This is a genomic window from Lentzea sp. CC55, assembly GCF_021056325.1.
Lineage (GTDB): Bacteria > Actinomycetota > Actinomycetes > Mycobacteriales > Pseudonocardiaceae > Lentzea > Lentzea jiangxiensis.
On the sequence record NZ_JAJCXE010000053.1, the window covers coordinates 118,888 to 143,305 of the forward strand.

21 protein-coding genes and 1 pseudogene are annotated in these 24,418 nt (G+C 72.1%); 14 read left to right on the forward strand and 8 right to left on the reverse strand.

Annotation, left to right across the window (positions count from 1 at the left end; all coding sequences use genetic code 11):
* Positions 1–23: 23 nt before the first annotated feature.
* Both L6E10_RS32410 and L6E10_RS32415 read right to left on the reverse strand, forming a co-directional pair.
* On the reverse strand, positions 24–1,055 hold the full coding sequence (locus L6E10_RS32410; RefSeq protein WP_236223953.1) for an ABC transporter permease: 1,032 nt from the start codon (positions 1,053–1,055) through the stop codon (positions 24–26).
* The gene (locus L6E10_RS32415; protein ID WP_236223954.1) at positions 1,052–2,560 is read right to left on the reverse strand and encodes a sugar ABC transporter ATP-binding protein; all 1,509 of its coding nucleotides are present in this window, start codon (positions 2,558–2,560) and stop codon (positions 1,052–1,054) included. Before L6E10_RS32415 ends, L6E10_RS32410 begins: the two co-directional genes overlap by 4 nt.
* Before the next feature lie 491 nt (positions 2,561–3,051).
* On the opposite strand from L6E10_RS32415, the gene L6E10_RS32420 reads away from it, so the two are divergent.
* Together L6E10_RS32420 and L6E10_RS32425 are read left to right on the forward strand one after the other, a co-directional pair.
* Positions 3,052–3,723: a response regulator transcription factor gene (locus L6E10_RS32420; RefSeq protein WP_090096406.1), complete on the forward strand. Its 672-nt coding sequence runs from the start codon at positions 3,052–3,054 to the stop codon at positions 3,721–3,723.
* The gene (locus L6E10_RS32425) at positions 3,720–5,129 is read left to right on the forward strand and encodes a cell wall metabolism sensor histidine kinase WalK (protein WP_236223955.1); all 1,410 of its coding nucleotides are present in this window, start codon (positions 3,720–3,722) and stop codon (positions 5,127–5,129) included. The genes L6E10_RS32420 and L6E10_RS32425 overlap by 4 nt, the downstream gene beginning before the upstream one ends.
* Here the strand turns inward: L6E10_RS32425 and L6E10_RS41295 are convergent.
* Complete coding sequence (locus tag L6E10_RS41295) at positions 5,095–5,469, reverse strand: hypothetical protein (protein ID WP_374237584.1); 375 nt, start codon at positions 5,467–5,469, stop codon at positions 5,095–5,097. The two genes, L6E10_RS32425 and L6E10_RS41295, sit on opposite strands and share 35 nt — an antisense overlap.
* A gap of 17 nt (positions 5,470–5,486) precedes the next feature.
* On the opposite strand from L6E10_RS41295, the gene L6E10_RS32430 reads away from it, so the two are divergent.
* Both L6E10_RS32430 and L6E10_RS32435 read left to right on the forward strand, forming a co-directional pair.
* Complete coding sequence (locus L6E10_RS32430) at positions 5,487–6,335, forward strand: hypothetical protein (protein ID WP_236223956.1); 849 nt, start codon at positions 5,487–5,489, stop codon at positions 6,333–6,335.
* Positions 6,332–6,643 (forward strand): transcriptional regulator, encoded by a 312-nt coding sequence (locus tag L6E10_RS32435; RefSeq protein WP_236223957.1) that lies wholly within the window; start codon positions 6,332–6,334, stop codon positions 6,641–6,643. The genes L6E10_RS32430 and L6E10_RS32435 overlap by 4 nt, the downstream gene beginning before the upstream one ends.
* Positions 6,644–6,691: 48 nt before the next feature.
* Here the strand turns inward: L6E10_RS32435 and L6E10_RS32440 are convergent, their stop codons facing one another.
* Positions 6,692–7,600 (reverse strand): endonuclease/exonuclease/phosphatase family protein, encoded by a 909-nt coding sequence (locus tag L6E10_RS32440; RefSeq protein ID WP_236223958.1) that lies wholly within the window; start codon positions 7,598–7,600, stop codon positions 6,692–6,694.
* 118 nt (positions 7,601–7,718) lie between these two features.
* Between L6E10_RS32440 and L6E10_RS32445 the strand changes: the two are divergent.
* The 4 genes and pseudogenes from L6E10_RS32445 to L6E10_RS32460 form a co-directional block, all read left to right on the forward strand.
* Positions 7,719–8,423: pseudogene (locus tag L6E10_RS32445) on the forward strand (RNA polymerase sigma factor); the annotation flags it as partial.
* 118 nt (positions 8,424–8,541) lie between these two features.
* The gene (locus L6E10_RS32450; protein WP_236223959.1) at positions 8,542–9,279 is read left to right on the forward strand and encodes a D-Ala-D-Ala carboxypeptidase family metallohydrolase; all 738 of its coding nucleotides are present in this window, start codon (positions 8,542–8,544) and stop codon (positions 9,277–9,279) included.
* A 154-nt stretch (positions 9,280–9,433) separates the two neighbouring features.
* A complete protein-coding gene (locus L6E10_RS32455) occupies positions 9,434–10,918 on the forward strand; it encodes a family 43 glycosylhydrolase (RefSeq protein ID WP_236223960.1) in 1,485 nt (494 codons plus the stop codon).
* A gap of 13 nt (positions 10,919–10,931) precedes the next feature.
* Positions 10,932–11,582, forward strand: coding sequence for a hypothetical protein (locus L6E10_RS32460; protein ID WP_236223961.1), 651 nt, complete (start codon positions 10,932–10,934; stop codon positions 11,580–11,582).
* Here the strand turns inward: L6E10_RS32460 and L6E10_RS32465 are convergent.
* Positions 11,571–11,972 carry a PGPGW domain-containing protein gene (locus L6E10_RS32465; RefSeq protein ID WP_236223962.1) on the reverse strand — a complete coding sequence of 134 codons (402 nt, stop codon included), beginning with the start codon at positions 11,970–11,972 and terminating at the stop codon, positions 11,571–11,573. The two genes, L6E10_RS32460 and L6E10_RS32465, sit on opposite strands and share 12 nt — an antisense overlap.
* 144 nt (positions 11,973–12,116) lie before the next feature.
* Here L6E10_RS32465 and L6E10_RS32470 point away from each other — a divergent pair, with 144 nt between their 5' ends.
* Positions 12,117–13,541 (forward strand): FAD-dependent monooxygenase, encoded by a 1,425-nt coding sequence (locus L6E10_RS32470; RefSeq protein ID WP_236223963.1) that lies wholly within the window; start codon positions 12,117–12,119, stop codon positions 13,539–13,541.
* Positions 13,542–13,679: 138 nt separating this feature from the next.
* Positions 13,680–15,128, forward strand: a complete 1,449-nt coding sequence (locus L6E10_RS32475) for a hypothetical protein (protein WP_236223964.1) — start codon at positions 13,680–13,682, stop codon at positions 15,126–15,128.
* 45 nt (positions 15,129–15,173) lie between these two features.
* Here the strand turns inward: L6E10_RS32475 and L6E10_RS32480 are convergent, their stop codons facing one another.
* Together L6E10_RS32480 and L6E10_RS32485 are read right to left on the reverse strand one after the other, a co-directional pair.
* Positions 15,174–15,980, reverse strand: coding sequence for an SAM-dependent methyltransferase (locus L6E10_RS32480; protein ID WP_236223965.1), 807 nt, complete (start codon positions 15,978–15,980; stop codon positions 15,174–15,176).
* A 120-nt stretch (positions 15,981–16,100) separates the two neighbouring features.
* On the reverse strand, positions 16,101–18,083 hold the full coding sequence (locus tag L6E10_RS32485; protein WP_236223966.1) for a 2Fe-2S iron-sulfur cluster-binding protein: 1,983 nt from the start codon (positions 18,081–18,083) through the stop codon (positions 16,101–16,103).
* 106 nt (positions 18,084–18,189) lie between these two features.
* On the opposite strand from L6E10_RS32485, the gene L6E10_RS32490 reads away from it, so the two are divergent.
* Positions 18,190–18,804: a TetR/AcrR family transcriptional regulator gene (locus L6E10_RS32490; protein ID WP_236223967.1), complete on the forward strand. Its 615-nt coding sequence runs from the start codon at positions 18,190–18,192 to the stop codon at positions 18,802–18,804.
* A gap of 322 nt (positions 18,805–19,126) precedes the next feature.
* A complete protein-coding gene (locus L6E10_RS32495; RefSeq protein ID WP_236223968.1) occupies positions 19,127–20,467 on the forward strand; it encodes an endo-1,4-beta-xylanase in 1,341 nt (446 codons plus the stop codon).
* 267 nt (positions 20,468–20,734) lie between these two features.
* Here L6E10_RS32495 and L6E10_RS32500 read toward each other — a convergent pair whose 3' ends face one another.
* On the reverse strand, positions 20,735–20,890 hold the full coding sequence (locus tag L6E10_RS32500) for a hypothetical protein (RefSeq protein WP_236223969.1): 156 nt from the start codon (positions 20,888–20,890) through the stop codon (positions 20,735–20,737).
* A gap of 137 nt (positions 20,891–21,027) precedes the next feature.
* Here L6E10_RS32500 and L6E10_RS32505 point away from each other — a divergent pair, with 137 nt between their 5' ends.
* Together L6E10_RS32505 and L6E10_RS32510 are read left to right on the forward strand one after the other, a co-directional pair.
* Complete coding sequence (locus L6E10_RS32505) at positions 21,028–21,711, forward strand: DUF2306 domain-containing protein (protein ID WP_236223970.1); 684 nt, start codon at positions 21,028–21,030, stop codon at positions 21,709–21,711.
* Positions 21,712–21,735: 24 nt separating this feature from the next.
* Positions 21,736–24,411, forward strand: coding sequence for an AAA family ATPase (locus tag L6E10_RS32510; RefSeq protein ID WP_236223971.1), 2,676 nt, complete (start codon positions 21,736–21,738; stop codon positions 24,409–24,411).
* The last annotated feature ends 7 nt before the right edge of the window (positions 24,412–24,418 follow it).

Sequence of the window (24,418 nt, forward strand, 5' to 3'; positions counted from 1 at the left end):
GGCAGCGGTCGTGAGGTGCGGCGTCAAGCGCCGCTGCGTCGGGCGAGCCGCTGCTGCAGGAGGACGGCGACGACGATGATCGCCCCCTTCGCGACGGCCTGGGCGGAGATGGAGAGGTTGTTGAGGGTGAAGACGTTCGACAGCGTGGTGAAGATCAGGACGCCGAAGACGGTGCCGGCGATCGTGCCGCGCCCACCGGAGAGCAGCGTGCCGCCGATGACGACCGCCGCGATGGCGTCGAGCTCGTACAGACCGCCGTGCGTCGCGCTTCCGGTGGTGGTGCGGGCGATGAGCATCACGGCGGCCAGCCCGCAGCACAGACCGAGCAGCGTGTAGAGCATCACGGTGTGACGCCGCACGTCGATGCCGGCCAGGCGCGCCGCCTCCGGGTTGCCGCCGACGGCGAACGTGCGGCGCCCGAAGGTGGTGCGGTTGAGCAGCACCCAGCCACCGGCGGCGACCAGCACGAAGATCACCACGAGCACCGGTACCCCCAGCACCGACGCGTCGAAGAACGCGGTGAAGCCGGGCACGTTCACGATCTGCGTCTTGCGGTTGGAGATGATCTCGGCGAGCCCGCGTGCGGCGGCGAGGCTCGCCAGGGTCGCGATGAACGCCACGATCCGGCCGTAGGCGATGAGCGCGCCGTTGACCAGCCCGCACGCACCCCCCACCAGCAACGCGGTGAACACCATGACGATCCAGTGCGAGTCGTTCGCGATGCCTTGGGTGGCAAGGGTCGTGGCCCACACCGAGGACAGCGCGACGATCGCGCCCACCGACAGGTCGATCCCGCCGCCGGTGATCACGAACGTCATGCCGACGCTCACGACCCCGATCACGGCGGCGAGCCGCAGGATGGTGAGCAGGTTGTCGACGTCGGCGAACCGGTCCCCGGCGGTGACGACACCGCCCAGGCACAGCAGGACCAGGGCGACCACGAGGCCCGTGTTGCGCCCGGCCGGCGAACCGAGCAGCGCCGAGATGCCGGATTCCTTCTTCGCCAGAGCACTTCCCACTTGCTGCGCGGGCACGGCGGCGGTGTCCTCGCTCATGCGGCGTGTCCTTCCATGACCAGGTCGAGGACCCGGGACTCGTCGATCTCGTCGGCCGGGCCGTCGTGGACCACCCGTCCCTCGCGCACCACCAGGACCCGGTCGGCCAGGCCGAGGACCTCCTCGACGTCGCTCGACACGACGACCACGGCCACACCGGAGTCCGCCAGCGCGCGGATGAGCTCGTAGATCTCGCTGCGCGCACCCACGTCCACGCCGCGGGTGGGTTCGTCCAGCAGCAGCACCCGGCACTCCCGCAGCAACCACCGCGCGAGCACGACCTTCTGCTGGTTGCCGCCCGACAGCCCGCGCACGACGCGGTCGACGCCGGCGGGCCGCACGTCGAGCGACTCGGTGAGCGTGGCCGCACGGGCGCGTTCGGCGCGGTCGTCCAGGAACCCGAAGCGGGCGAACGACGACATCGAACTGACGGTGATGTTGCGGTACACGGCCTGGTCGAGCAGCAGCCCCTGGCTCTTGCGCTCCTCCGGGCACAACCCCATCCCCGCGCGCACGGCCGCGCCGACGCTGCCGCGCCGCAGCCTCCTGCCGTCGACCACGACGGTCCCCTCGGCCGCTTTCCTTGCGCCGTATACGGTTTCGAGGATCTCCGACCGCCCGGACCCCACCAGGCCCGCGAGCCCGACCACCTCCCCGGCGTGGACGGTGAGGTCCACCTCGCGGAAGCGGTCCCCGTCGGCGAGCCCGCGCACCTCCAGCACCACGGGCGCGGCCGGGTCGACCGGTTTCCGCGGCGGGTACACGTTCTCCAGCACCCTGCCGGTCATCAACGCGATCAGGTCCGCCGTCTTGACCTCACGCGCGTCCAGTCCCGTCGCGACGGTGCGGCCGTCCTTGAGCACGGTCACCCGGTCGCCGATCTCCCTGATCTCGGCCAGCCGGTGCGAGATGTAGATCACCGCCACCCCCTGGGCGGTGAGCTCCCTGATGATCCCGAACAGCACCCGCACCTCGTCCGGGTCCAGCACGGCGGACGGCTCGTCCATGATGAGCAGCTGCCCGTCCAGCGACAGCGCCCGCGCCATGCTCACGATCTGCTGGTGCGCCACCGACAACCGGCCGACGTCGCGGTCGGGCGAGATCTCCGGGTGCCCGAGCCGTCGCAGCAACGCCCGCGTCCTGCGCCGTGCGTCGGCTCGCTTAGTGAAGCCCGCCGTGGACAGTTCGTGCCCGAGGAAGACGTTGTCCGCCACGGACAACCCCGAGACGAGGTCGAGCTCCTGGTAGATCGCGGCCACACCGCTGCGCATCGCCGCGGTCGGGTTGCCGAACTCGACGACCTCGCCCCGCCAGCGGATCTCCCCCTCGTCGGGCCGATGGGCACCGGACAACACCTTGATCAGCGTCGACTTGCCGGCACCGTTCTGCCCGAGCAGGCAGTGCACCTCGCCGGCGCGGACCTCGAAGTCCACGCCACCCAGGGCCGTCACGCCGGGAAAGCGCTTCACGACCCCCCGGACGGACAGCAGTGCGGCGGCCGTCATCGGGACGCTCCCGTCCACGGCCGGTCGAGCGCGCGGCAACGCGCGGGTGAGCTCGCCATTGAGTCCTCCGGGGGCCTGGCAACCGTTGTGCCAGAAGGAATTCGGCCTTACGAGGACTCACCGTAGGAGCGGGTTTTCAGCCGGTCAAGGTAGTTGAAGTGGCACATATCGGCCATCTTTTCCCTTGACCGGAAGGGGTGGCGGAGGCCAGTCCGCCACGTCGGGCGGAGCCGCGGAAGCGAGCGCGGGCCGCGGCGAGGTGGTGGGCGAGCCGGACGCGGCAGACGGGCGCACGCATCCGGTCACCGGCCCCGCCGACGACCAGGAGGTGGCGGCGCCGCTTCCCCCCGGACCGCGCCGCCACCTCCTCCCCCGATCGTGGCCCCCCTCGTCCACGGTGCAGAGCCTGCCAGGGTGAACCTGAAGGGACGCTGAACGATCCTGAACCGGATTTCAGGACGCGATCATGATCGATGCGGCACGCTGCTCCCATGCGCGTGCTCGTCGTGGAAGATGACCCCCGCCTCGCCGACCTGCTCACCCGCGGCCTGACCGCCGAGGGGTTCGCCGTCGACGTGGAGCGCACGGGCACCGACGGGCTGTGGCGGGCGCGCGAGCACCCGTACGACGTCATCGTCCTCGACATCATGCTGCCCGGCCTCAACGGCTACCGGGTCTGCCAGGAGCTGCGGGACGCGGGCGTGTGGACGCCGATCCTCATGCTCACGGCGAAGGACGGCGAGTTCGACGAGGCGGAGGGTCTCGACACCGGCGCGGACGACTACCTGACCAAGCCGTTCTCCTACGTGGTGCTCGTGGCGCGGCTGCGGGCGCTGGCGCGGCGGTCGCGCACCGCCCAGCCGGTGCTGCTGCGGGCCGGCGACCTGGTGCTCGACCCCGTCAGCCGCGAGTGCCACCGGGGAACCACGCGGATCGACCTGAAGGCGAAGGAGTTCTCGGTGCTGAACTTCCTGCTCCGGCACACCAACGAGGTCGTCACCAAGTCCGAGATCATCGACGGCGTGTGGGACTCGGCGCAGGACCCCGACCCCAACCTCGTCGAGGTCTACATCAGCGCTCTCCGCCGCAAGATCGACACCCCGTTCGACCGGCGGAGCATCACCACCGTGCGCGGTGTCGGCTACCGGCTGGTGGACCGGTGAGGTCGCTGCAGTTCAAGGTCACCGCGCTGGCCACGGTGATCACCGCGCTGCTGATCGCCCTCGCCGGGTCGCTGATGCTCGTGGCGCAGCGCGACCAGATCGCCGCCCAGACCGCGGACAGCTCGCGCCGGCACTACATGTGCTCGGTCGTGGTCTGCGTGCCGCTGCACACGCGGACGCCGGCGACCACCCCCGTGTCGCCCGTCCACTACGCGAGCACCGAGATACGGCCGAAGCTGTCGCTGTGGCCGCTCTCCGACCCTGCCGGGACCCCGTACCAGGTGGTCGGGGAGGGACCGGAGCCCGTCGCCGAGAACGCCCGGTCGATCGCGTCGCGGGCCCAGGACGAACTGAACCGCGCCACGCTGACCCTGCTCAGCGTGCTCGCCGCCGTCACCGCCCTGGTGTCGATCACGGTGCTGGCCACGACCGTGCGGGTCCTGCGGCCGATGGAGGTGATGCGCGCCGAACTGGCCGAGATCAACGAGCACAACCTCACCCGCCGCGTCCCGGTGCCGTCCGCCGACAACGAGATCGCCCGCCTCGGCGCCACGCTCAACGAGACCCTCGACCGGGTCCACCGCGGCGTCGAGGACACGCGCAGGTTCGTCGCGGACGCCTCGCACGAGCTGCGCAGCCCGCTGGCCGCGCTCCGGGCCGAACTGGAGATCGCGCTGTCGCACCCGCACATGGCGGACTGGCCCACGGTCGTCAAGGCCGCGCTGGAGGACGCCGAACGGCTGCAGGAGCTGACCACCGACCTGCTGCTGCTGGCCAGGCTGGACGCCGACGCCCTCGACAAGCAGGACACCGTCGACCTCAGCGCCGTCGTGGCGCGCGAGGTCTCCCGCCGGGCCATGGTCACCCTGGAGGCCGACGAGCACGTGCTCGTCCCCGGCCGCCGCGCCCAGCTGTCCCGCCTGCTCGGCAACCTGCTGGACAACGCCGAACGCCACGCCGGCACCGCGGTGGTCGTGCGGCTGCGCGGCGGCACCACGGCGACGCTCGAGGTCATCGACGACGGCCCCGGCATCCCCGAGGCCGACCGCGAACGCGTCTTCGACCGCTTCACCCGGCTCGACGAGGCCCGCACCCGTGCCGCGGGCGGCGCGGGCCTCGGGCTCGCGATCGCCCGGCGCATCGCCACCCGGCACCAGGGCACGCTGGAGGCCACCGACGCCGAGGGGTTCCGCGGAATCCGTTTCGTGGCGACGATCCCGACCGGCATCCCCCAGCAGCGCACGGCCGCCATCCTCGCGCAGCAGCGCGTCGGTGACGAGGTGTGGCAGTTCCTCAACGGCTCGATCGTCCCGGCGCACGGCCACATCCCCGAACCACGCCCGGCGCCCGCGCCGGAACTGGACTGGAACCTCATCTTCGGCGAGCACCGGCCGGTGTCCACCTGACGTCAGCCGGCGTCCTTCGTCGTGGCAGTGCGGTGACCGGTGGGTGGTGGCGTGGGCGTCCCTCGGATGACGTTTGATTTTGGTCAACACTGAAGTAATAGTGACAACGAGGCTGGCGTCGCCCAGGGAGAGCGCTCTGGCACAGCGTGGCGACCACGGCGTTCGGCCCGGTTCCGTTGCCCGGGATCTGCTGCGCGACCGCCAGCGGCCCCACCACCGGGTGCCGCATGCCGCAGACCGCCGTGGCACAGACCTGGACGCGGTGGCCGGCCCACATCGAGGCGAACCCCGCGCTCCTCCGGGTTGACGAACCAGGTTTGCGATGCAAACCTGATGGCATCACAGTCAACTTGGGGGATGACGATGGCAGACGATCCGGCGGAACTGCTCGACGAACTGGCGGGGCTGCGCAGGCGGGCGCGCGACGACCGGCACGGGTACTGGTTCCCGTTGCTGCTCCTCGGTGTTCTGTCGCTCGGCGCGATGCCGCTCACGCGGCCCGATCCGAACCCGACCGACCACATGACGCAGGGCGATCCGTGGAGCTTCCTCAACCCGTTGGTCCATCTCGGGCCGAGGTCTCAGCTTGAGGTGCTGCACCCGTTGCCGCTCTCGCTCTACTGGCTCGCGGTCCTGGTCGCCGGGGTGGTCGCCACCGTCTGGTGGTACCGGTGGCGGGCGCGGCGGGTCGGGGTGGAGACCCCGACCCGCACGTACGTCCTCGCCGCGGTGTTCGGCATGGTCGCCGTGCTGTTCGGGCTGCCGCTGAGCCTCACGCTGTTCTACGAGTACAGCCCGGTCTACCCGACCCCGCTCGTGGTCGCGATCGCGATGGCGCTGCTGCTCGTGCCGGCCGTGTTCGCCCTGCGCGCCCGGCACCGCAGGCCCCTGTTCGTCCCGGTGGGCCTGCTGCTGCTGTCGATGTCGTTGTCGTTGCTGCAGGTGCCCGACGTCGACGTCGACCTCGGGATGGGCGGCATGGCGCAGTTCACGGTGATGGCGTTCGGGCTCGCGACCCTGGCGTGGCTCGAACGCAGCGTGCTGTGCGCCGTGATCACGGCCGTGTTCACGGCGACGGTGCTGATCGTCAACAATTCAGCCGTGACCCTCCCCGCGCTGGGCTTCGCCCAGGACGTCCTGCTCCCCGCGACGGTGCTCGTGCTCGGCGGCCTGGGTGCGCTCGCCGCGCGCCGGGGCGCCGCATGAGCGAGCACCCCACGGCGGCGCTGGACGACGTCGTCCACCAGCGCCACCGGCTGGGCATCCTCACCATCGCGGACGAGGCCGGGAAGGTGGAGTTCGGGTACCTGAAGTCCACCCTGGGCCTCACCGCGGGCAACCTGTCGCGGCACATCGCGGTGCTGGAGGAGGCCGGGCTGCTCGTGGTGGAGAAGGGGTACGAGGGCAAGCGCCCGAGGACCTGGGTGAGCATCACGGCCGCGGGACGCACCGCGCTGGCCGAGGAGATGTCCGCGTTGCGCGCACTGCTGGAGCGCCACGGCAAACGCGGATGACCCCCGGGGGTGGGCGTGTCAGTCCGGAATGGACTGACACGCCCCGGGTCACGGCTTGGTCAGCCGCACCAGCCAGCCGTCGTGGTCGGTGTGGGCCAGGCCGTACTTCGAGGTGCTGACGAACGCGTTGTCGTTGGAGAACACCACGTGCTGCACGTCGCCGTCACCCTTGCGGACGTGGCCGGGCGGGACGCAGTTCTGCGCGTTCTCCGGGTCGGACGTGTCGTACTCCAGGTTGAAGTCGCCGCCCACGACGGTCTTCCCGCTCAGGCCCTCGGCGGACCGGATGTCCGGGACCACGTCGAACAGCAGCGCCCGGCACTGGGCCAGCGCGACCGGTTCGCTGCTCGCCGAGAGGTGCGTCGCGCAGCCCAGGTGGTCCCCCACGGCGTACGCGCAGGCGAACGTGCGCTGCTCGTTGCCGCTGTCCTGGCTGGTGTAGCGGCCGGTCCAAGCCTTCACGCCCCGGTGGTTCGCCGCCGCCACGCGACCGACGACCGCGTTGCCGTAGTCCTGGCCGTTGGCGCACTTCACCGGCGTGCCGGTGTCGCGCCGGACGGCCGGGGCGAACACCTGGTAGACCACGTCGCCCGGCCACGCCCGCACCATCGCCGGGACCAGGTGCGCGGGCAGGTCGCCGGAGCAGATCTCGTTGAGCGTCACGAGGTTCGGGCGCACCTGGCGGATGAGGTCCGCCGCCTCGGGGATCGCCCGGCCCTGCGAGTAGCAGCCGGCGATCCCGCTGTTGCACAGGTTCAGCTGGAGCTCCCAGAACCGTTCCGCGGCCGTGCCCACCGCCTCCCCGGCGGGCGCGACCACCACCGGCGTCGCCGGGAGGTACTCGACCGAGCCGGTCGCCGCTCGTACCGGCGCAGCTGCCGAGGACATCGCCACGAACGCCGCCAGGACGGCCGCCACCCTCCTGGTCGCGCGTGCCGATCGGCGTTTGTTCCGCACCACTTGCCCCTCCGGATGGTCGCGTCACCGGTCTCCGATCCTGGCAGTGATCGCGACCAGGAGGCGAGTCGTCCGGTGTCGTCCTCCAGCAGCCGCCGCGAGAAGTTCGCCGAAGAAATCCCTGCCCGCCCGCGTGGCGAGCGTGCTCACCGTCCTCTTCCCGGTGTTCAACGAGGGCTACCTCGCCATCGGACCCGGCACCGGCCCGGTGCGGCCGGACCTGACCGCCGAGGCGATCCGGCTGACCCGGCTGCTCCACGCGCTGCTGCCGCACGACGGCGAGGTGACCGGGCTGCTGGCGCTGATGCTCCTCACCGAGGCCCGCCGCCCGGCCCGCGTCGCCGGCGGCGAGCTGGTCCCGCTGGACGAACAGGACCGCGGCGCCTGGGACCACGCGTTGATCGACGAGGGGCACGCGCTGGTGCGGGAGCGGCTCGCCTCCGGGGTTGCTCCCGGCCGCTACCGGGTCCTCGCCGCGATCAACGCCGTGCACATCTCGGCCCGTCACATGCACGACACCGACTGGTCGCAGGTCCTCGCGCTCCACGACCAGCTCGTCCGCATCGACCCCTCCCCCGTGGTCGCGCTCAACCGGGCCGTCGCGGTGGCCGAGCTGAACGGGCCGGAGGTCGCGCTGGCCGTCGTCGACCGCCTGGAGCCGGAACTGGCCGGCTACCACGCGTTCCACGTCACGCGCGCCGAGCTGCTGCGCCGCCTGGGACGCACGGCGGAGTCCCGGGAGGCCTACGACCGGGCCGTCGAGCTGACGGGCAACACGGCGGAGATCGCGCACCTGGTCCGGCGCCGCGACCAGCCGGCGTGACAGGGCCATCCAGGTGGTTCCTCTTCGTCGAACTCGGAGTTCATTTGGTGGCTCGTTGACAGATCCGGCGCGGACTCGAAAAGCTGCACCTCCCTGTGATCGAAAGGTGCCGCTTGTCATGAAACTCCGCTTCCTCTTACCGGTCGCCGCCCTGCTCTCCGCCGTCGTCGTCGCCCCCGCCGCGGCGGCACAGGCGGACCCTGTGACGGCCGCCGACGCCTGCTACACCTGGGGACGCACCCTGTCCGAAGGCGCGTCGGGCGAGGACGTGCGCCAGCTGCAGATCCGGGTGGCGGGCTACCCGGGCTACGGCGCCGTGCTCGGCATCGACGGCCAGTTCGGGCCCGCCACGAAGGCCGCCGTCACGCGGTTCCAGCAGGCCTACGGCCTCGGCGCGGACGGCATCGCCGGGTCGGCGACGTTCTCGAAGCTCTACGCCTTGCAGGACGACGACTGCACGCCGGTCAACTTCTCCTACGACGAGCTGAACAACTGCAACTCCGACTGGTCCGGCGGCAACGTCTCCGCCGCGACCGCCCGCGCCAACGCCCTGGTGTCGATGTGGAAGCTGCAGGCCATGCGGCACGCCATGGGTGACCGCCCGATCGACGTCAACGGCGGTTTCCGCAGCGTCTCCTGCAACAACGCCGTCGGCGGCGCGACCGGCAGCCGCCACCTCTACGGCGACGCCGTCGACCTGGGCGCCGGTGCCCAGGGCTTCTGCGCGCTGGCGCGGCAGGCCCGCAACCACGGCTTCAACGAGATCCTCGGCCCGGGCTACACCGGCCACAACGACCACGTGCACGTCGCGCACAGGTCGTCCCGCTTCTGGTCCGCCCCGAGCTGCGGCATCTGACGCCGGAGCACCTGCGACGCGGTGACCGGCGGGCTGCCGGTCACCGCGTTGTCGTTCTCCGGCCTGGACAGCACAGCACGGCGGGTGTTTGGATCGATGCACAGCGTGCTTACAACGTTGTAAAGCTGTCCGCCCCTGCAGATTGGACAAGACGTTGACGTCAAGGCTGATCAGCGCCGCTCTGGCCGCCCTGCTGCTCGGCGGTGTGCCCGCCGTGGCCTCTTCCGCCGCCGCCGTGCCCGACTTCTCGACGGCGGAGGCCGGCAACCCCTTCGTGGACGGGTGGTACGCCGACCCCGACGTGGCCGTCTACGGCGGCAGGTACTGGGTCTTCCCCACGTCGTCCCGCCCCTACGACGAGCAGACCTACCTCGACGCCTTCTCCTCGGCCGACCTCGTCAACTGGACCAAGCACCCCGACGTCCTGACCAAGGCGGACGTCTCGTGGGCACGCCGGGCCGTGTGGGCGCCCGCACCCGTGCAGCGCAACGGCAAGTACTACCTGTACTTCGGCGCGAACGACATCCAGAGCAACTCCGAGCTCGGCGGCATCGGCGTCGCGGTCGCCGACCGGCCGGAGGGCCCGTACCGGGACGCGATCGGCAAGCCGTTGATCAGCCAGTTCGTCAACGGCGCGCAGCCGATCGACCAGGACGTCTTCATCGACACCGACGGCCAGGCGTACATGTACTACGGCGGCTGGGGTCATGCCAACGTTGTCAAGCTCAACGCGGACATGACGAGCCTGGGCCAGTTCCCGGACGGCAGCACGTACAAGGAGATCACCCCGGCGAACTTCACCGAGGGCTCGCAGATGTTCAAGCGCGACGGCAAGTACTACTTCATGTGGTCCGAGGACGGCTGGACCGGCCCGAACTACGCGGTGTCCTACGCGATCTCCGACTCCCCCACCGGCCCGTTCACCAAGATCAGCCGGGTGCTCGCCCAGGACGCCGCCGTGGCACGGGGTTCCGGCCACAACTCCGTGATCAACGTGCCGGGCACGGACATCTGGTACATCGTCTACCACCGCAGGCCGTTGAGCCGCACCGGCGCCAACGACCGGCAGCTCGCCTACGACCGCATGACGTTCAACGCCGACGGCACCATCCAGCCGGTCACCATGCGGGTGCAGGACGACTTCGACGACCGCAACGCCCTCGGCTGGACCACGCACGGCGGCACCTGGTCGGCGAGCACCGGCCGGTACGAGACCGGTCACTCCTTCGGCGGGAAGTCGTTGCTGGACACGAACTTCTCGGACTTCGTCCAGGACGTCACCGTGATCCCGAGGTCCGCCTCCGGGGACAGCGGCGTCGTGTTCCGCGCGACGGCCGCGAGCACGGGAACCGACGCCTACCGCGGCTACTACGCGGGCATCACCGGCAACGGGCGGGTCGTGCTCGGCAAGGCGGACGGCAGCTGGACGCAACTGGCGTCGGCGCCGCTGACCGTGCGGCCGAACGCCCGGCACCACCTGCGGGTCGAGGCGATCGGCTCGACGATCAAGGTCTACGCCGGTGACCTGACGACGCCCAGGATCTCCGTGACGGACACCAGCTTCGCCAGTGGCGCCAACGGCGTCCGCGTCTTCAACACCGGTGCGGCGTTCGACGACTTCGCCGTCGCCCACCGCTGACGGGGAGGATGACGTGCGGCTGCACCCCGGGGAGACCGAGGCGACGGGCTGGCGGGTCGAGCGGCTGTCCGACGTGGTCGCCCGGCTGCGCCCGCCCGGCGTGGAGGGGCGTCCGGTGCTCATCGCCGTCGACGGGCGCGGTGGCGCCGGGAAGTCCACCCTCGTGCGGCGGCTGCGGCCGGTCGTCACCCCGTCCGCGGTGGTGCACACCGACGACATCGCGTGGCACCAGGCGTTCTTCGACTGGGCGGACCTGCTGGCGGACAACGTGCTGCGGCCGCTGCACCGGGGCGAGGCGGTGCGGTTCCGGCCGCCCGCCTGGGCCGCGCACGGCCGGCCCGGCGCGATCGGCGTCCCCGCGGGCGTGGACGTCGTGTGGGTGGAGGGCACGGGGGTCGTCCGCGAAGCGCTCGCGCCGTGGTTCGACGCCGCCCTCTGGGTGCAGGGCGACCTGGACGAGCAGGAACGGCGGTTGGTGGCGCGGGACGGCGACTCCCCCGGACAACGGCGGCACGTCGCCGGGTGGCTGGCCGAGGAGCTGCCGTTCCTGCTCCGCGAGCAGCCCTGGCGCAGGGCGACGCTCGTGGTGGACGGCACGGCGCGGCTGCGGCACGACCCCGCCACCGAGGTCGTCGTCGGTGATCCGGACCGGTCAGCCGCGTGACCTCGCGGTGCCGCGCCGCGCACGGACCTTGCGGTAGCTCCACCCCAGCAGGCCCAGCAGCACCAGCCCGGAGAGGATGAGGCTCGTGCCGGTGCTCCACCCCGCCAGGGGCATCCACTCCACGACGCCCCACACCACGCCCGCCGCGATCAGCCCCAAGCCCGCCGCCACCGAGAAGGCGATGCGCAGCGGCGTGGAGACGCTGTCCTCCGCCGCCTTCATCGCGCGGTCGCGGACCGGGTCGACGTAGCGCTCCAGCTTCGGGAACTCCGACGCGAGCGTGACCAGACCGGCGAGCACGAGCAGCAGGCCGGGGCCGGGCAGCACGAGCAACGCGATCCCCACGAGGAGCAGCACTGTTCCGAGCACGACCACGCCCACGCGTTTCACGGTGACCTCCTCCGTCGTGTCCAGGATCTCCGGTGCGCCCCGGCCCCGCACGCCGGACCGCGCGATATCGGTTGCGACCGGTCACCGGGCTGCCGAACAATCGGCCGCCGCGATCAAGGGGAACTCTGTGCGAACGGGTGGTTCATGTTCGATGTGATCATCGCCGGGTGCGGGCCGACGGGTGCGGTGCTCGCGTCCGAGCTGCGGCTGCACGACGTGCGGGTGCTCGTCCTGGAGAAGGAGCCCGAGTCCGCGTCGTCGTTCGTGCGCGTGGTGAGCCTCCACGTGCGCAGCCTGGAGATCCTGGCGATGCGCGGCCTGCTGGACCGCTTCCTGGAACGCGGGAGGCGGCGGCCGGCCGGTGGTCTCTTCGCCGCCATCCCGGCGCCGGCGCCCGAAGGCCTCGACTCCGCGCACGCCCACCTGCTCGGCATCCCGCAGCCGGTCGTCGAGCGCCTGCTCGAGGACCACGCGCTGGCCCTGGGCGCGGAGGTCCGGCGCGGCAGCGCGGTCGCCGGTGTCGAGCAGGACGACGAGGGCGTCACGGTCGCTCTGGCGGGCGGCGAGCGGCTGCGGTCGCGCTACCTCGTCGGGTGCGACGGCGCGCGCAGCACCGTGCGGAAGCTGCTCGGTGTCGGTTTCCCCGGCGAACCCTCGCGCAACGACACGCTGATGGGCGAGATGGCCGCGAGCGTGCCGCCGGAGGAGATCGCCGCCCGGGTCGCCGAGGTCAGCCGGACGAGTGGAGCGTTCTCCTTCGCACCGTTCGGCGAGGGGATCTACCGGGTCGTCGTCCCCTGCGCGGCGGTCAGCGAGGACCGCGCGGAACCGCCCACCGTCGACGACTTCCGCCGCGAGCTGCGGGCCGTCGCCGGAACGGACTTCGGGGTGCACTCGCCGCGCTGGCTGTCCCGATTCGGCGACGCGACGAGGCTGGTCGACCGGTACCGGGTCGGACGCGTGCTGCTGGCGGGCGACGCGGCGCACGTCCACCCGCCCGCCGGTGGCCAGGGCCTGAACCTGGGCCTGCAGGACGCCGTCAACCTCGGCTGGAAGCTCGCCGCGCAGGTCCGCGGGTGGGCGCCCGCGACGCTGCTCGACACCTACCACGCCGAACGCCACCCGGTCGCCGCGGACGTCCTCGACAACACCCGCGCCCAGGTGGCGCTGCACTCCCCCGAACCCGGCGCGCGGGCGCTGAGGCGGCTGCTCACCGAACTGGCCGGCTTCGAGGAGGTCAACCGGCACCTGACCGAGAAGATCACGGGGCTCGGGATCCGCTACGACCTGGGCTCCGGCCACGACCTGGTCGGGCGCAGGATGCCGGACGTCACCCTGGAGGAGGGCCGGCTCCACGAGCGGCTGCGCGAGGGCCGCGGCCTGGTGCTCGACCGGACCGGACGGCTGGCGGTGGGGGCCTGGCGGGACCGCGTGGACCTCGTCACCGATCCCGCCGCGGAGCTGGACGTCCCGGCCGTCCTGGTGCGGCCCGACGGGTACGTGGCCTGGGCCGGTGAGCTGCAGCGGGACCTCGACGACCACCTCGCCCGCTGGTTCGGCGCGGCGTAGGCGGAGCGCCTCCCGTCGGCCCCGCGCCGTTGGTGCGGATGATCGAATTTGCGCGGGGAGCCATCCCCGGCGCCGTGGCGCGCGTTTCTGCCCATGAGGGGCCGCGCCGGAGCGGCCCACGGACACTGGGGTTCTTCCTTGCGCGCATTGATGATCGGTGCGGCGGTCCTGCTGACCGCCGCGCTGGCACCGGGTGCCGCCCACGCGGCACCACCGTCCAACGACGACTTCGCCGACGCCACGGCGGTCACCTCACTGCCGTTCACGTCCACTGCGGACACCAGTGGGGCCACGATGGGCAGCGACGACCCGTCGCACTGCTGGTGGGGCACCAACAGCGTCTGGTACCGCTACACCGCGCCCGCCGACGGGTTCGTCAAGATGTCGACCGACCGGCCCGACGGTGAGAGGCCCGCCGTCTCCGCCTTCACGGGCGAACGCGGCGCGCTGACGTGGGTCACGGACGCCTGCCAGGCCCCGCACGGCGACAGCTCCACCACCTTCGCCGTCACCGCCGGCACCACCTACCACTTCCTGGTGCAGGACACGACGTTCGCCGGGCCTGTGACGTTCGGGCTGGAGCTCGTGCCGAGAACGGCGAACGACGACTTCGCGTCGGCCGCCGACCTGCCGATGGACACCGACGTCGCCGGTGACCCGAGCCCTTCCACGCTCGAGCCGGGCGAACCGAAGCCCACGTGCCAGTACCCCTCCACGCGATCGGTGTGGTACCGCCACACCGCGAGCGGCAGCGGGTTCCTCGCGGCGAAGGTCACCCAGCGCGGCAGCGGCGCGGCCGTCGCCGTCTTCCGCGGCACCGGACTCGATTCGCTGTCCGAAGTGGACTGCCGGCACACCTCGCACGACCCGGTGGTCTTCGCCGTCACGCCCGGCGAGACCTACTACGTCCGGGTCTCGGACGACATCTACGGCTCGTCACCGCTGACGGTGCGACTGGAGGAAGCGCCGCAGCTCAAGCCCTTCGCGTCGTGGGTGCTGCCGCAGCAGCCCGGCGTCTTCGACCAGGTGCGCTTCGGCATCGACCCCGGCGACCCGGCCGGCCGCTGGCTCGCGGGTGGCGAGGTCCGCTTCGGTGACGGCACGTCGGCGCCGATCCCCGCGGTTCCCGGCCAGGCCGAGGTGTCGCACCGCTACGCCGCCGACGGCGAGTACGAGCTCACGATCACCGGGTACACGGCGGACGGCCGCACCGGCACCACGACCCAGAAGGTGAAGGTCGAGACGCACGACGTCACGGTGTCGAACGTCGTCGCGCCCGCCTCCGCGAAGGTCGGCGAGACCGGCCAGGTCGTGGTGTCGGTGACCAACACCCGTTACGACGAGGCCGTGGTCGTGGAGCTGCTGCGCCGCAGGGCGGACGGCTACCACACCGTCGTCGGCACGGTCCGGCGGACCGTGGCGAAGGACGGCACGGAGGTCGTGTCGTTCCCCTACACCTACTCCGCGGACGACGCGGCGCTGGGCAAGGCGACGCTCAAGGCGCGGGTGCGCCTCGACGGCCGGGACGACAACAACCCCGCCGACAACGAGCGGGTGGCGGAGACGACCGTGGTCGTGGCGCGGTAGTGACGGGAGCCGGGCACCGTCCGCACAGGACGGTGCCCGGACCGGTCAGGCCTTGCGGCCGACCGCCGCGAGACCGGTGAAGCGCTCGGGGTTGTCGTCGACGTCCTCGGGCGACAGTGGCCGCCACTGCGGGAAGAACACGATTCCCGGCTCGACGACGTCGAAGTCCTCCAGCAGCGCGGCGACCTGCGACTTCGACCTCATGGTCATCGGGGTCGCCGTGCGGCGGTACAGGTCCTGGTGGGAGTCCGCCTGCCCCGGCTGGCCGTCCTGGCTCGCGTGGGACAGCACCAGGTAGGAGCCGGGCGCCATCACCTCGCGGTACCGGGCGATGATGCCCGCCGGGTCGTCGCCGTCCGGCACGAAGTGCAGCACCGCGACCATCATGACCGCGACCGGCTCGTCGAAGTCGAGCAGCGACCGCACCGCCGGGTGGTCCAGGACCTGGTCCGGCCGGCGCAGGTCGGCCTGCACGACGGCCGTGCGGTCGTTGCCGCGCAGGATGTTCTCGCTGTACGCGGCGGCGACGGGGTCGTTGTCGACGTAGACGATCTTGGCTTCAGGCGCCAGGTTCTGCGCCACCTCGTGCACGTTGCCCACCGTGGGGATGCCGGAGCCCAGGTCGAGGAACTGGCGGATGCCGGCGTCGACGCAGAACTGCACCGCGCGCCGCAGGAACGCCCGGTTCGCCTGCATGATCTGCGGCAGGTCCGGCCACAGCCCGATCGCCCGTTCGGCCATCTCCCGGTCCACGGCGAAGTTGTGCGCGCCGCCCAGGTAGTAGTCGTACACGCGCGCCGCGCTCGGGCGGGTCAGGTCCACCCCGCCCGGAGCAGCAGTCTCGTCCGTCATCCACGCCCCCAACGTTGCTCGCAGCCGTGCGGCGCACGCTACCCGCTGCCGCGAAAAGATCAACCCGGGCCGTGGACCCGAGCTCCGCCAGACCGGGGACCTGGGCGAACTGGACGAGGGCTACACCTCCAGCGTCACGTCCGTCAGCGGCGCACTCGTGCAGGTGAGCACAAGACCGTCCTCCGTCTGGTGGGAGACCTGTCCTCCGAGCAGCTTCACCGCGCACTCCCGGCAGCTGCCGACCGTGCAGCTGTAGGGCATCGGCAGGCCCGCGGCGAGGCCGGCGTCGAGCAGCGTCCGACCCGGTTCGACCACCGCCGTGCCGACGACGCGGCCACCGCTCTCGACCCGCATCCGGTGCGGCGTGGCGGATCCGGCCGAGGCCGAGGCGCCGGTGTAGCTCTCGGCGTGGACGTGGTCGTCCGGGACGCCGAGCTGCTCCAGCGTTCGCCGCAGGCTCTCCACGAGGGGGTCGGGACCGCAGAGGTAGAACCGGGTGGCCGGCCCGAGTGCGAGTTCTCGCGTCCAGCTCCGGAAACGAGGGCCGTCGAGGCGTCCGTCGCGGGACGTCAGCACGTGCGTGACCGAGAACCGATCGGGGTGCTCCTCCCCCAGTGCGGCGAGCTCGGCGGCGAAGATCGTGTCCTCGGCGGTCCGGTTGCTGTAGAGCAGGGCGATCCGGTCGCCGCCCGGTCCGGCGAGCAGGGTGCGGATCACGCTCATCACCGGCGTGATGCCGCTGCCCGCCGCGACCAGCACGACGTCGTGGCCGGTCCCCACCCGGAAGGCACCGGACGGGCCGCGCACGCCCAGCCGGTCGCCGGGCCGCAGCGAGCGGACGTGCGTGGAGAACCGGCCGACCTGCTTGACCGTGACCTCCAGGCGCGTGCCACCCGGTGCGCAGGACGCCGAGTACGGCCTGCGCACCTGCTCGCCGCCGATGTCGGTCACCAGCGTGAAGAACTGGCCGGGCAGGAAGTCGAACGGCCTGCCGTCCTCCAGCACCAGCGTCACGGCACTCGGCGTCTCGTGCCGGACCTCGGCCACGCGCACCTCCCGCACCGGATCGGCTTCCGGTGCGGTCGCGCGGCCTTCGAGCGGGGCGACCTCGTAGCCCTCCTTGCGCAGGCCCGAGCGGTAGGCGAGGTTCATCAACGCCCGCAGCCACCGCGCCGGCACCCGTGCCGCGATCCCGAGCAGCACGGAGCGCCCCTTCGGGGAGTTCGCGGCGAGGTGCCGGCTCGCGAGGGCCATCAGGTCCGGGACCTCCCCGCGGGCGGCCGGGTTCCACAGCCGGGCGCGCGTCACCGCGTCGTTCGCGGTCAGCTCGGCGGCCTCGACGTCGATCAGCAAGGCGGCGTGCGGCGGGACGCCGCGCAGCGACAGCGGTTCCAGCACGGCCGGGTCCACGGTGATCGTCGCCCTGCCGCGGCCGTGCAACACGCCGTTGCGTCCCGGCACGAGCGCCGCGAACGAGATCCTGTTGTCGCTCAACAGGTTGTGGAGCGTGTCCGCCCGCCGGTTGCCCCGGCGGTCCGCGATGACGAGCGTGCGGCCGTCGACGATCCGCGCCACCTGCCGCTGGTCGCCGCGCGGACTCGTGTCGCTCCCGCCGGAAGAGTCCCAGGTGGACAGCACGAGGAACGGTGAGGCGGCGACGAAGTCCGCGACGCCGGGCGCCGCGAGCGGCCCGTCGCCCGCCTCGGGGGCGAGCGGTGCCGCGGCGGGTGCCTGCCACAGCCCGGACCGCAGCACGGCCTGGGCGCAGTGCACGTACACCTCCTCGACGTCGAAACCGCCTCGGCGCACGACACCGTTGACCCGCAACGTCTCCCCCGCTCCCGGTAGGAGGAAGACCAGCGACGCCGGGCCATCGGCGGCCCCGTCCAGCGGGAAGGAGATCCGCGTCGGCGAGTGCACGCGCACGAAACCCTTGGCGCCACCGACGAACGTGGTCCTGCTCGTGCCCGCGGAGTCCCGGTGGCCGAAGCCGGCGATCGGACTGCGGGCGAGGACGGCGAGGCAGCCGTCGTCGAGCGCGGAGAGCTGCTTCAACCTGACCATCGACGCCGGGCGCCCGATGACGGCTTCGACCTCCTCCACGGTGCCAAGCCGGTGTATCACATCGTTTTCGCAGCTCATGACATTATTATGAGGTTTTGCTCATGTTCTGGGTACTCGCTTTCGCCCTGCCTTCGGAAAGGTCGCCATGCCGTCGTCGAACCGCGATGTCGAGCCACGTCGCAAGCCCCGGCAGGTGCGCGCGGAGCTGACCCGCGACCGCATCCTGACCGCGGCTGCTCACGTTTTCTCCGAGCACGGGTACGCCGCGGGCACCACCAACCGCATCGCCGAGCAGGCCCGCGTGTCGATCGGGTCGCTGTACCAGTACTTCCCGAACAAGGACGCGATCCTCGCCGAGCTGATGGTCCGCCACATCGACCGGGGCACCTGGACGCGGGCCGACCGGCTCGACTTCTCACCGGGCTCGCTGGAGTCGGTCGTGCGGGCGCTGGTCCGCGACGCGATCGACAACCACCGCGACGACCCGCGGCTGCTGCGGATCATGATCGAGGAGGGCCAGCTCTCCGCGGAGCTGCGCGAGACGATCACCCGGCACGGCGAGCAGCGCGTCGCCGAGGTCCGTGCCGTGTTCGCCCGCCACCCGGACGTGCGCGTGCGGGACCTCGACGCGGCCGTCGACCTCGTCGTCTTCACCGTGGAGCTGAACACGCACCGCCTGGCGGCGTTCGAGCAGCCCGCCGGCAAGATCGAGGAGGAGCTCGTCGACATGGTGACGCGCTACCTCGCCGGTCCCTCCTGACAGAACCGGGTGGCGAATTCACGGTCCGGAAGTTTTCGAAACATTCACAACCACCGCGTCGAACGGCCGGGCACCGATCGACCCGCCGACTTGCGCGTTCGACGGTGATTCGACTCCGGTTCACCCGTTCCCGATCCCCTCCGACGGGAGACCAGCCGGGTGAACAGGCCTTGATCGGGCCGAGTGGGTCTGCTGATACTGCTGGGGACCTGAGTCGAGCGGGGAGCGGATTTGGCGCGATCCGCCCGCTCGAACCGGGTTCTCCTCGCCCGAATACCGTTTCCACCCGTATTTTCACGGGTGCTCTCAGAAAGCGCCGAAAATGACGCTGACAGCGAAGTCAGTTGCACGAGCATCGCTCGTGTCGACCCTGGTCGCCGCGACCGTGGGTGCCGCGGTCCTCGCGGCCTCGCCCGCCAGTGGTGCCGCCTCCACCCTCGCCGCCGCCGCTCAGCAGAGCGGCCGGTACTTCGGCACCGCCGTCGCGGCGAACAAGCTCGGTGACTCGACGTACGTCGGGATCCTCAACCGTGAGTTCGACATGGTCACGGCCGAGAACGAGATGAAGATGGACGCGACCGAGCCGAACCAGAACCAGTTCAGCTACGGCAACGCGGACCGGATCGTGAACCAGGCCCGGGGCCAGGGCAAGCGGATCCGCGGTCACGCGCTGGCGTGGCACTCGCAGCAGCCGGGCTGGATGCAGAACATGTCCGGCACGGCGTTGCGCAACGCGATGCTGAACCACGTCACCCAGGTCGCGACGTACTACCGCGGCAAGATCTACGCCTGGGACGTGGTGAACGAGGCGTTCGCCGACGGCAGCAGCGGCGGCCGTCGTGACTCGAACCTCCAGCGCACCGGCAACGACTGGATCGAGGCGGCGTTCCGCGCGGCCCGTGCGGCCGACCCCGGTGCCAAGCTCTGCTACAACGACTACAACACCGACAACTGGTCGCACGCCAAGACCCAGGGCGTCTACCGGATGGTGCAGGACTTCAAGTCCCGCGGCGTGCCGATCGACTGCGTCGGCTTCCAGGCCCACTTCAACAGCGGCAACCCCGTTCCGTCCAACTACCACACCACCCTGCAGAACTTCGCGAACCTCGGCGTCGACGTGCAGATCACCGAGCTCGACATCGAGGGCTCCGGCAGCACGCAGGCCCAGCAGTACCAGGGCGTCACGCAGGCGTGCCTCGCGGTCGCCCGCTGCACCGGCATCACGGTGTGGGGCATCCGCGACACCGACTCGTGGCGCGCCTCGGGCACCCCGCTGCTGTTCGACGGCAGCGGCAACAAGAAGGCCGCGTACAACTCGGTCCTCAGCGCCCTGAACAGCGGCACCGGCACCACGCCGCCCACCACCACGACGACCACGTCCAGCAACCCCGGCGGCGGGGGCTGCACCGCGACGTACTCCGAGGGCGAGAAGTGGAGTGACCGCTTCAACGGCAACGTCACCGTCTCGGGCACGGACAACTGGATCGTCACGGTCACCGTCAGCTCACCGCAGCGGATCATCGCGACCTGGAACACCAGCGCGACCTGGCCGTCGGCGAACGTCATGACCGCACGGCCCAACGGCAGCGGCAACACGTTCGGGTTCACGATCCAGCACGGCGGCAACTGGAACTGGCCGAGCATCTCCTGCCAGGCCGCGTGATCGGAGGCGGGAGGGCCCCGGCTCCCGCCGGAGACCTCCCGCACCGGCAGGGCATCGCGGCTGACGGCGGTGGCCGCGATGCCCGCAGCCCCAGCGCGTGCAAGGCGCTGCGGCACTGAGCGGTGCCGTGGCAGTGACGAGCACTGCCACGGCACCGCGCCGCTACCGGCACCGTCCGGCCGTCTTCCGCGACTCGACCGCACCACCCTCCCGCGGCTCGAAGCGCTCCCCCTGCCCGCGCTCGTGTTCCGAGCGCTCCGGCAGCCGTCAGGTCACGGTGGTCACCACGACCGCCGTGACCGCGGCGGTGGACGCGATCGCCTTGCGCAGCAGGGCCTCGTCGTCTGCCGGCACGACCGTCGTCATCACGCCACCGCCGGAACAGATCGCGGCCGTGACGAACTCGCCGTTCCGCTGCTCCACCCCCAGGTCTCCGCCCTCGCCCGGCAGCCGGTCCCGGAGGCGCCGTCGTTCACGACCGTGATCCCGCGCCGGGGCACGCCGAAGATAGGCATGTTGTGCCGACGCGGCGGCACCCCCGCCGCGGTCAGGATCGGCCCATGTCCACAGCAGTCACCTCACGGAACACCGGCAAGCGCTGGTGGTGGTTCCTCTGGGGTCTCCTCGCCGTCCTGGCGCTCGTCACCGCCGGCGTCTTCGTCCCGCCGTACCTCGTCGGGGGCACGACCGTGCCGAACCTCGACCGCGTCACGCCGGGGTACTACACGAGCCTCGTGATCCACGCCGTTCCCGCCGGGATCGCGCTGATCACCGGCCCGTGGCAGTTCGTGCCGCGGTTCCGGGCCCGCTACCCCGGGCTGCACCGCGTGACGGGCCGGGTGTACCTGGTCTCGGTCGTCGTCGCCTCGCTCGCCGCGATCTACTCGTCCGCGGTGACCAAGAGCGGGTTCGCGCTGCAGGTGGCCTTCTTCGTGCTGATCGCGGCGTGGCTGTACACCGCGGCGAAGGCCTACGCCACGATCCGGCGGCGGGAGGTCCGGCAGCACCGGATCTGGATGATCCGCAACTACGCGCTCACGTTCGCCGCGGTGACGCTGCGGCTGTACCAGCTGCCGCTCCTCGCGCTGATGGACTCGGTGCCCTGGCTGGAGTACCGGGAGGTCTACACGGTGAGCGCGTGGCTGTCGTTGCTCGGCAACGTCCTGGTGTCCGAGTACTTCATCATCCAGCGGTTCCTCGCGGCGCCGGCCCGGCGGGAGGAGGTCCCCGCGGCCACGGGGTGACGTCCCGCCGCCACAATGGACGGCGTGACCGGTCCCGTCCTCGACGCCGCGTTGTTCGGCCGGCACGGCGAGAAACGCCGTGTCGGCGAACTCGTCGGTGGCGCGCGAGCGGGGCGCGGCGGAGCGTTGGTGCTCCGCGGCGAGGCGGGAATCGGCAAGAGCGCCCTGCTGGCGCACGCGGTGCGGGAGGCCTCCGGGTTCCTGGTGCTGCGGGCGGACGGGGCCGAGTTCGAGCAGGAGCTGCCGTACGCCGCGCTGCACCAGCTGTGCGTCCCGGTGCTCGACCGGCTCGGCGACCTGCCCGCGCGGCGGCGCGAGGCGTTGCGGATCGCGTTCGGGCTGGTGGACGGGACGCCGCAGCCCTTCGAGGTCGGTCTCGCGGTGCTCGACCTCGTCACGGCGGCGGGCGGCGACCGGCCGGTGCTGTGCGTGGTCGACGACGCGCAGTGGCTCGACGCGGCCTCGTCCCTGGCGCTGGCCTTCCTCGCCCGGCGGGTCGCGGCCGATCCCGTCGCGGTGCTGCTCGCCGCCCGTTCACCGTCCACAGTGGACGGTATTGACCACCTCGGCGTGGAGCGGTTGGGCGACCACGACGTCAAGGCCCTGCTGGCGGCGCGGAACCCGTTCCCGCTCGACGACCGGGTCCGCGACCGGCTCGTCGCCGAGGCGAACGGCAACCCTCTGGCGCTGCTCGAACTCCCGTCGGCCGGCGGTTTCGGGGTGCCCGCCGGGGCGTCCGCGTCGGCCAGGGTCGAGGACGGGTTCCGGGCGCGGCTGACCGGCCTCTCCGCGGGCACGCGAGTGCTGCTGACCATCGCGAGCGCCGACCCCACCGGTGATCCCGGCCTGCTGTGGCCCGCCGCCGCGGCGCTCGGCGTCGACGTGCCGGTGGCGAGCGCCGGAGCGGCCGCCACCGGACTGGTCGAGTTCGCCGCCCGCGTCCGCTTCTGCCACCCGCTGGCCCGCTCGGCGGTCTACCGCGCCGCGGACGACGGCCTGCGGCGCGCGGTGCACGGAGCGCTCGCCGACGCCACCGACGCGCTCACGGCGCCGGACCGGCGGGCGTGGCACCGCGCCCAGGCGTGCGCGGGCCCGGACGAGGACGTCGCGCGCGATCTCGAACGCTGCGCGGCGCGGGCCAGAGCCCGCGGCGGGGTCGCGGCGGCGGCCGCGTTCCTCGAACGCGCGGTCGCGCTGTCACTGGACCCGCACCGCCGGGTCGAACGGACGCTCACCGCGGTGGAGGCCGGCATCGAGGCGGGGGACGCGGAACGGGCGGCGGACCTCCTCGCGACCGTCGAGACGCCGGACGAGGCGCAGCACGCCCGCGCCGACCTGCTGCGGGGCCGGATCGCCTTCACCCGTCCCGCGGACGGCAGCGGTCCGTCGTGGACGGTGCGCGCGGCCCGGCGCCTCGCGCACCTCGACCCCGCCCTGTCCCGCGAGTACTTCCTCGACGCCCTCGAGATGAGCTTCGTCGTCGGCCGCGCCGGCGGGGTGGTCGACGAGGTCATCACCGCCGCGCGGGAGTCCGCGCCGGCTCCCGCGTCGCCCGACCTCCTCGAAGCGCTGGTCGTCCTCGGCGAGGACGGCCACCGCGCCGCCATCCCGCTGCTGCGCGACGCGTTGCGCGCCGAGGGCGGCCCGTTGTGGAGCAGGCGGCCCGCCCTGGCGTCGATGATCAGCACCGAGCTGTGGGACCTCGACACCCACTTCGCCCTGTCCGACTGGCTCGTGAAGGCGGGCCGGGAGTCGGGCTCGCCGTTGCTGCTGCGCCTCGCCTTCGCCCAGCAGGCCACCTCCGCCGTGCTCGCGGGAGACCTGGGACTGGCGCTCGCCGCGACCGCGGAGGAGGAGGCCGTCGCGGACGCGGTCGGCGAACCTCCCCTGCGCCACCACCGGCTGCTGCTCGCGGCGATGCGGGGCCGACGCGGGGAGACCCTGGACCTGCTCGGGCAGTCCGGGCAGGTCGCGAGCCTGCACTGGTCCGCGGCGCTGCTGCACAACGGCGTCGCCGACTACCCCGCCGCCCTCGCCGCGGCCACGGCGGCGACGCGGCACGGCGACCTCTTCCTCACCGGGGCCGCCCTGCCCGAGCTCGTCGAGGCCGCCGTCAAGTGCCGCGAGCCCGCCGTGGCGGAGCGGGCGCTGGCGTCGCTGACCGAACGCACCGGCGCCGCCGGGACCGCGCTCGGCCGGGGCGTCACGGCGTACGCCCGCGGCCTCGTGACCGGTGCGGAGGACGACTACCGCGAAGCCGTCGAGTGCCTGGCGGAGGCGCCGCTGCGCCCGTACCAGGGCCGCGCGCACCTGCTCTACGGCGAGTGGCTGCGCCGCCAGGGCCGCCGCAGGGACGGCCTGCGCGAGCTGCGCACCGCCCACGACCTGCTGACGGCGGCGGGCGCGGAGGCGTTCGCGCACAGGGCGGCCGACGAGCTGCGCGCCGCCGGGCACCGGGTGGAGCGCCGCTCCGACCAGGTCCACGGACAGCTCACGATGCAGCAGGTGGCCGTCGCGCGGCTGGTGGCCGCCGGGGCCACGTCGACCGAGGTCGCCACCCAGCTGTTCATCAGCAAGCGCACGGTCGACGCGCACCTGCGCGCGATCTTCCGCAAGCTCGGTGTGGCCTCGCGCCGTCAGCTCAAGGACCACCCCGGCCTCCTCGGCGACGACCGGAACGGTTCGTCATTCGGCCGTTGAGGGGGTG

Excerpts from the sequence above, each read along its gene's own strand:
- L6E10_RS32410 (WP_236223953.1), bottom strand. The coding sequence starts at position 1,055 with ATGAGCGAGGACACCGCCGCCGTGCCCGCGCAGCAAGTGGGAAGTGCT.
- L6E10_RS32415 (WP_236223954.1), bottom strand. The coding sequence starts at position 2,560 with ATGACGGCCGCCGCACTGCTGTCCGTCCGGGGGGTCGTGAAGCGCTTT.
- L6E10_RS32420 (WP_090096406.1), top strand. The coding sequence starts at position 3,052 with ATGCGCGTGCTCGTCGTGGAAGATGACCCCCGCCTCGCCGACCTGCTC.
- L6E10_RS41295 (WP_374237584.1), bottom strand. The coding sequence starts at position 5,469 with ATGCCATCAGGTTTGCATCGCAAACCTGGTTCGTCAACCCGGAGGAGC.
- L6E10_RS32430 (WP_236223956.1), top strand. The coding sequence starts at position 5,487 with ATGACGATGGCAGACGATCCGGCGGAACTGCTCGACGAACTGGCGGGG.
- L6E10_RS32435 (WP_236223957.1), top strand. The coding sequence starts at position 6,332 with ATGAGCGAGCACCCCACGGCGGCGCTGGACGACGTCGTCCACCAGCGC.
- L6E10_RS32450 (WP_236223959.1), top strand. The coding sequence starts at position 8,542 with ATGAAACTCCGCTTCCTCTTACCGGTCGCCGCCCTGCTCTCCGCCGTC.
- L6E10_RS32470 (WP_236223963.1), top strand. The coding sequence starts at position 12,117 with ATGTTCGATGTGATCATCGCCGGGTGCGGGCCGACGGGTGCGGTGCTC.
- L6E10_RS32480 (WP_236223965.1), bottom strand. The coding sequence starts at position 15,980 with ATGACGGACGAGACTGCTGCTCCGGGCGGGGTGGACCTGACCCGCCCG.
- L6E10_RS32490 (WP_236223967.1), top strand. The coding sequence starts at position 18,190 with ATGCCGTCGTCGAACCGCGATGTCGAGCCACGTCGCAAGCCCCGGCAG.
- L6E10_RS32495 (WP_236223968.1), top strand. The coding sequence starts at position 19,127 with ATGACGCTGACAGCGAAGTCAGTTGCACGAGCATCGCTCGTGTCGACC.
- L6E10_RS32505 (WP_236223970.1), top strand. The coding sequence starts at position 21,028 with ATGTCCACAGCAGTCACCTCACGGAACACCGGCAAGCGCTGGTGGTGG.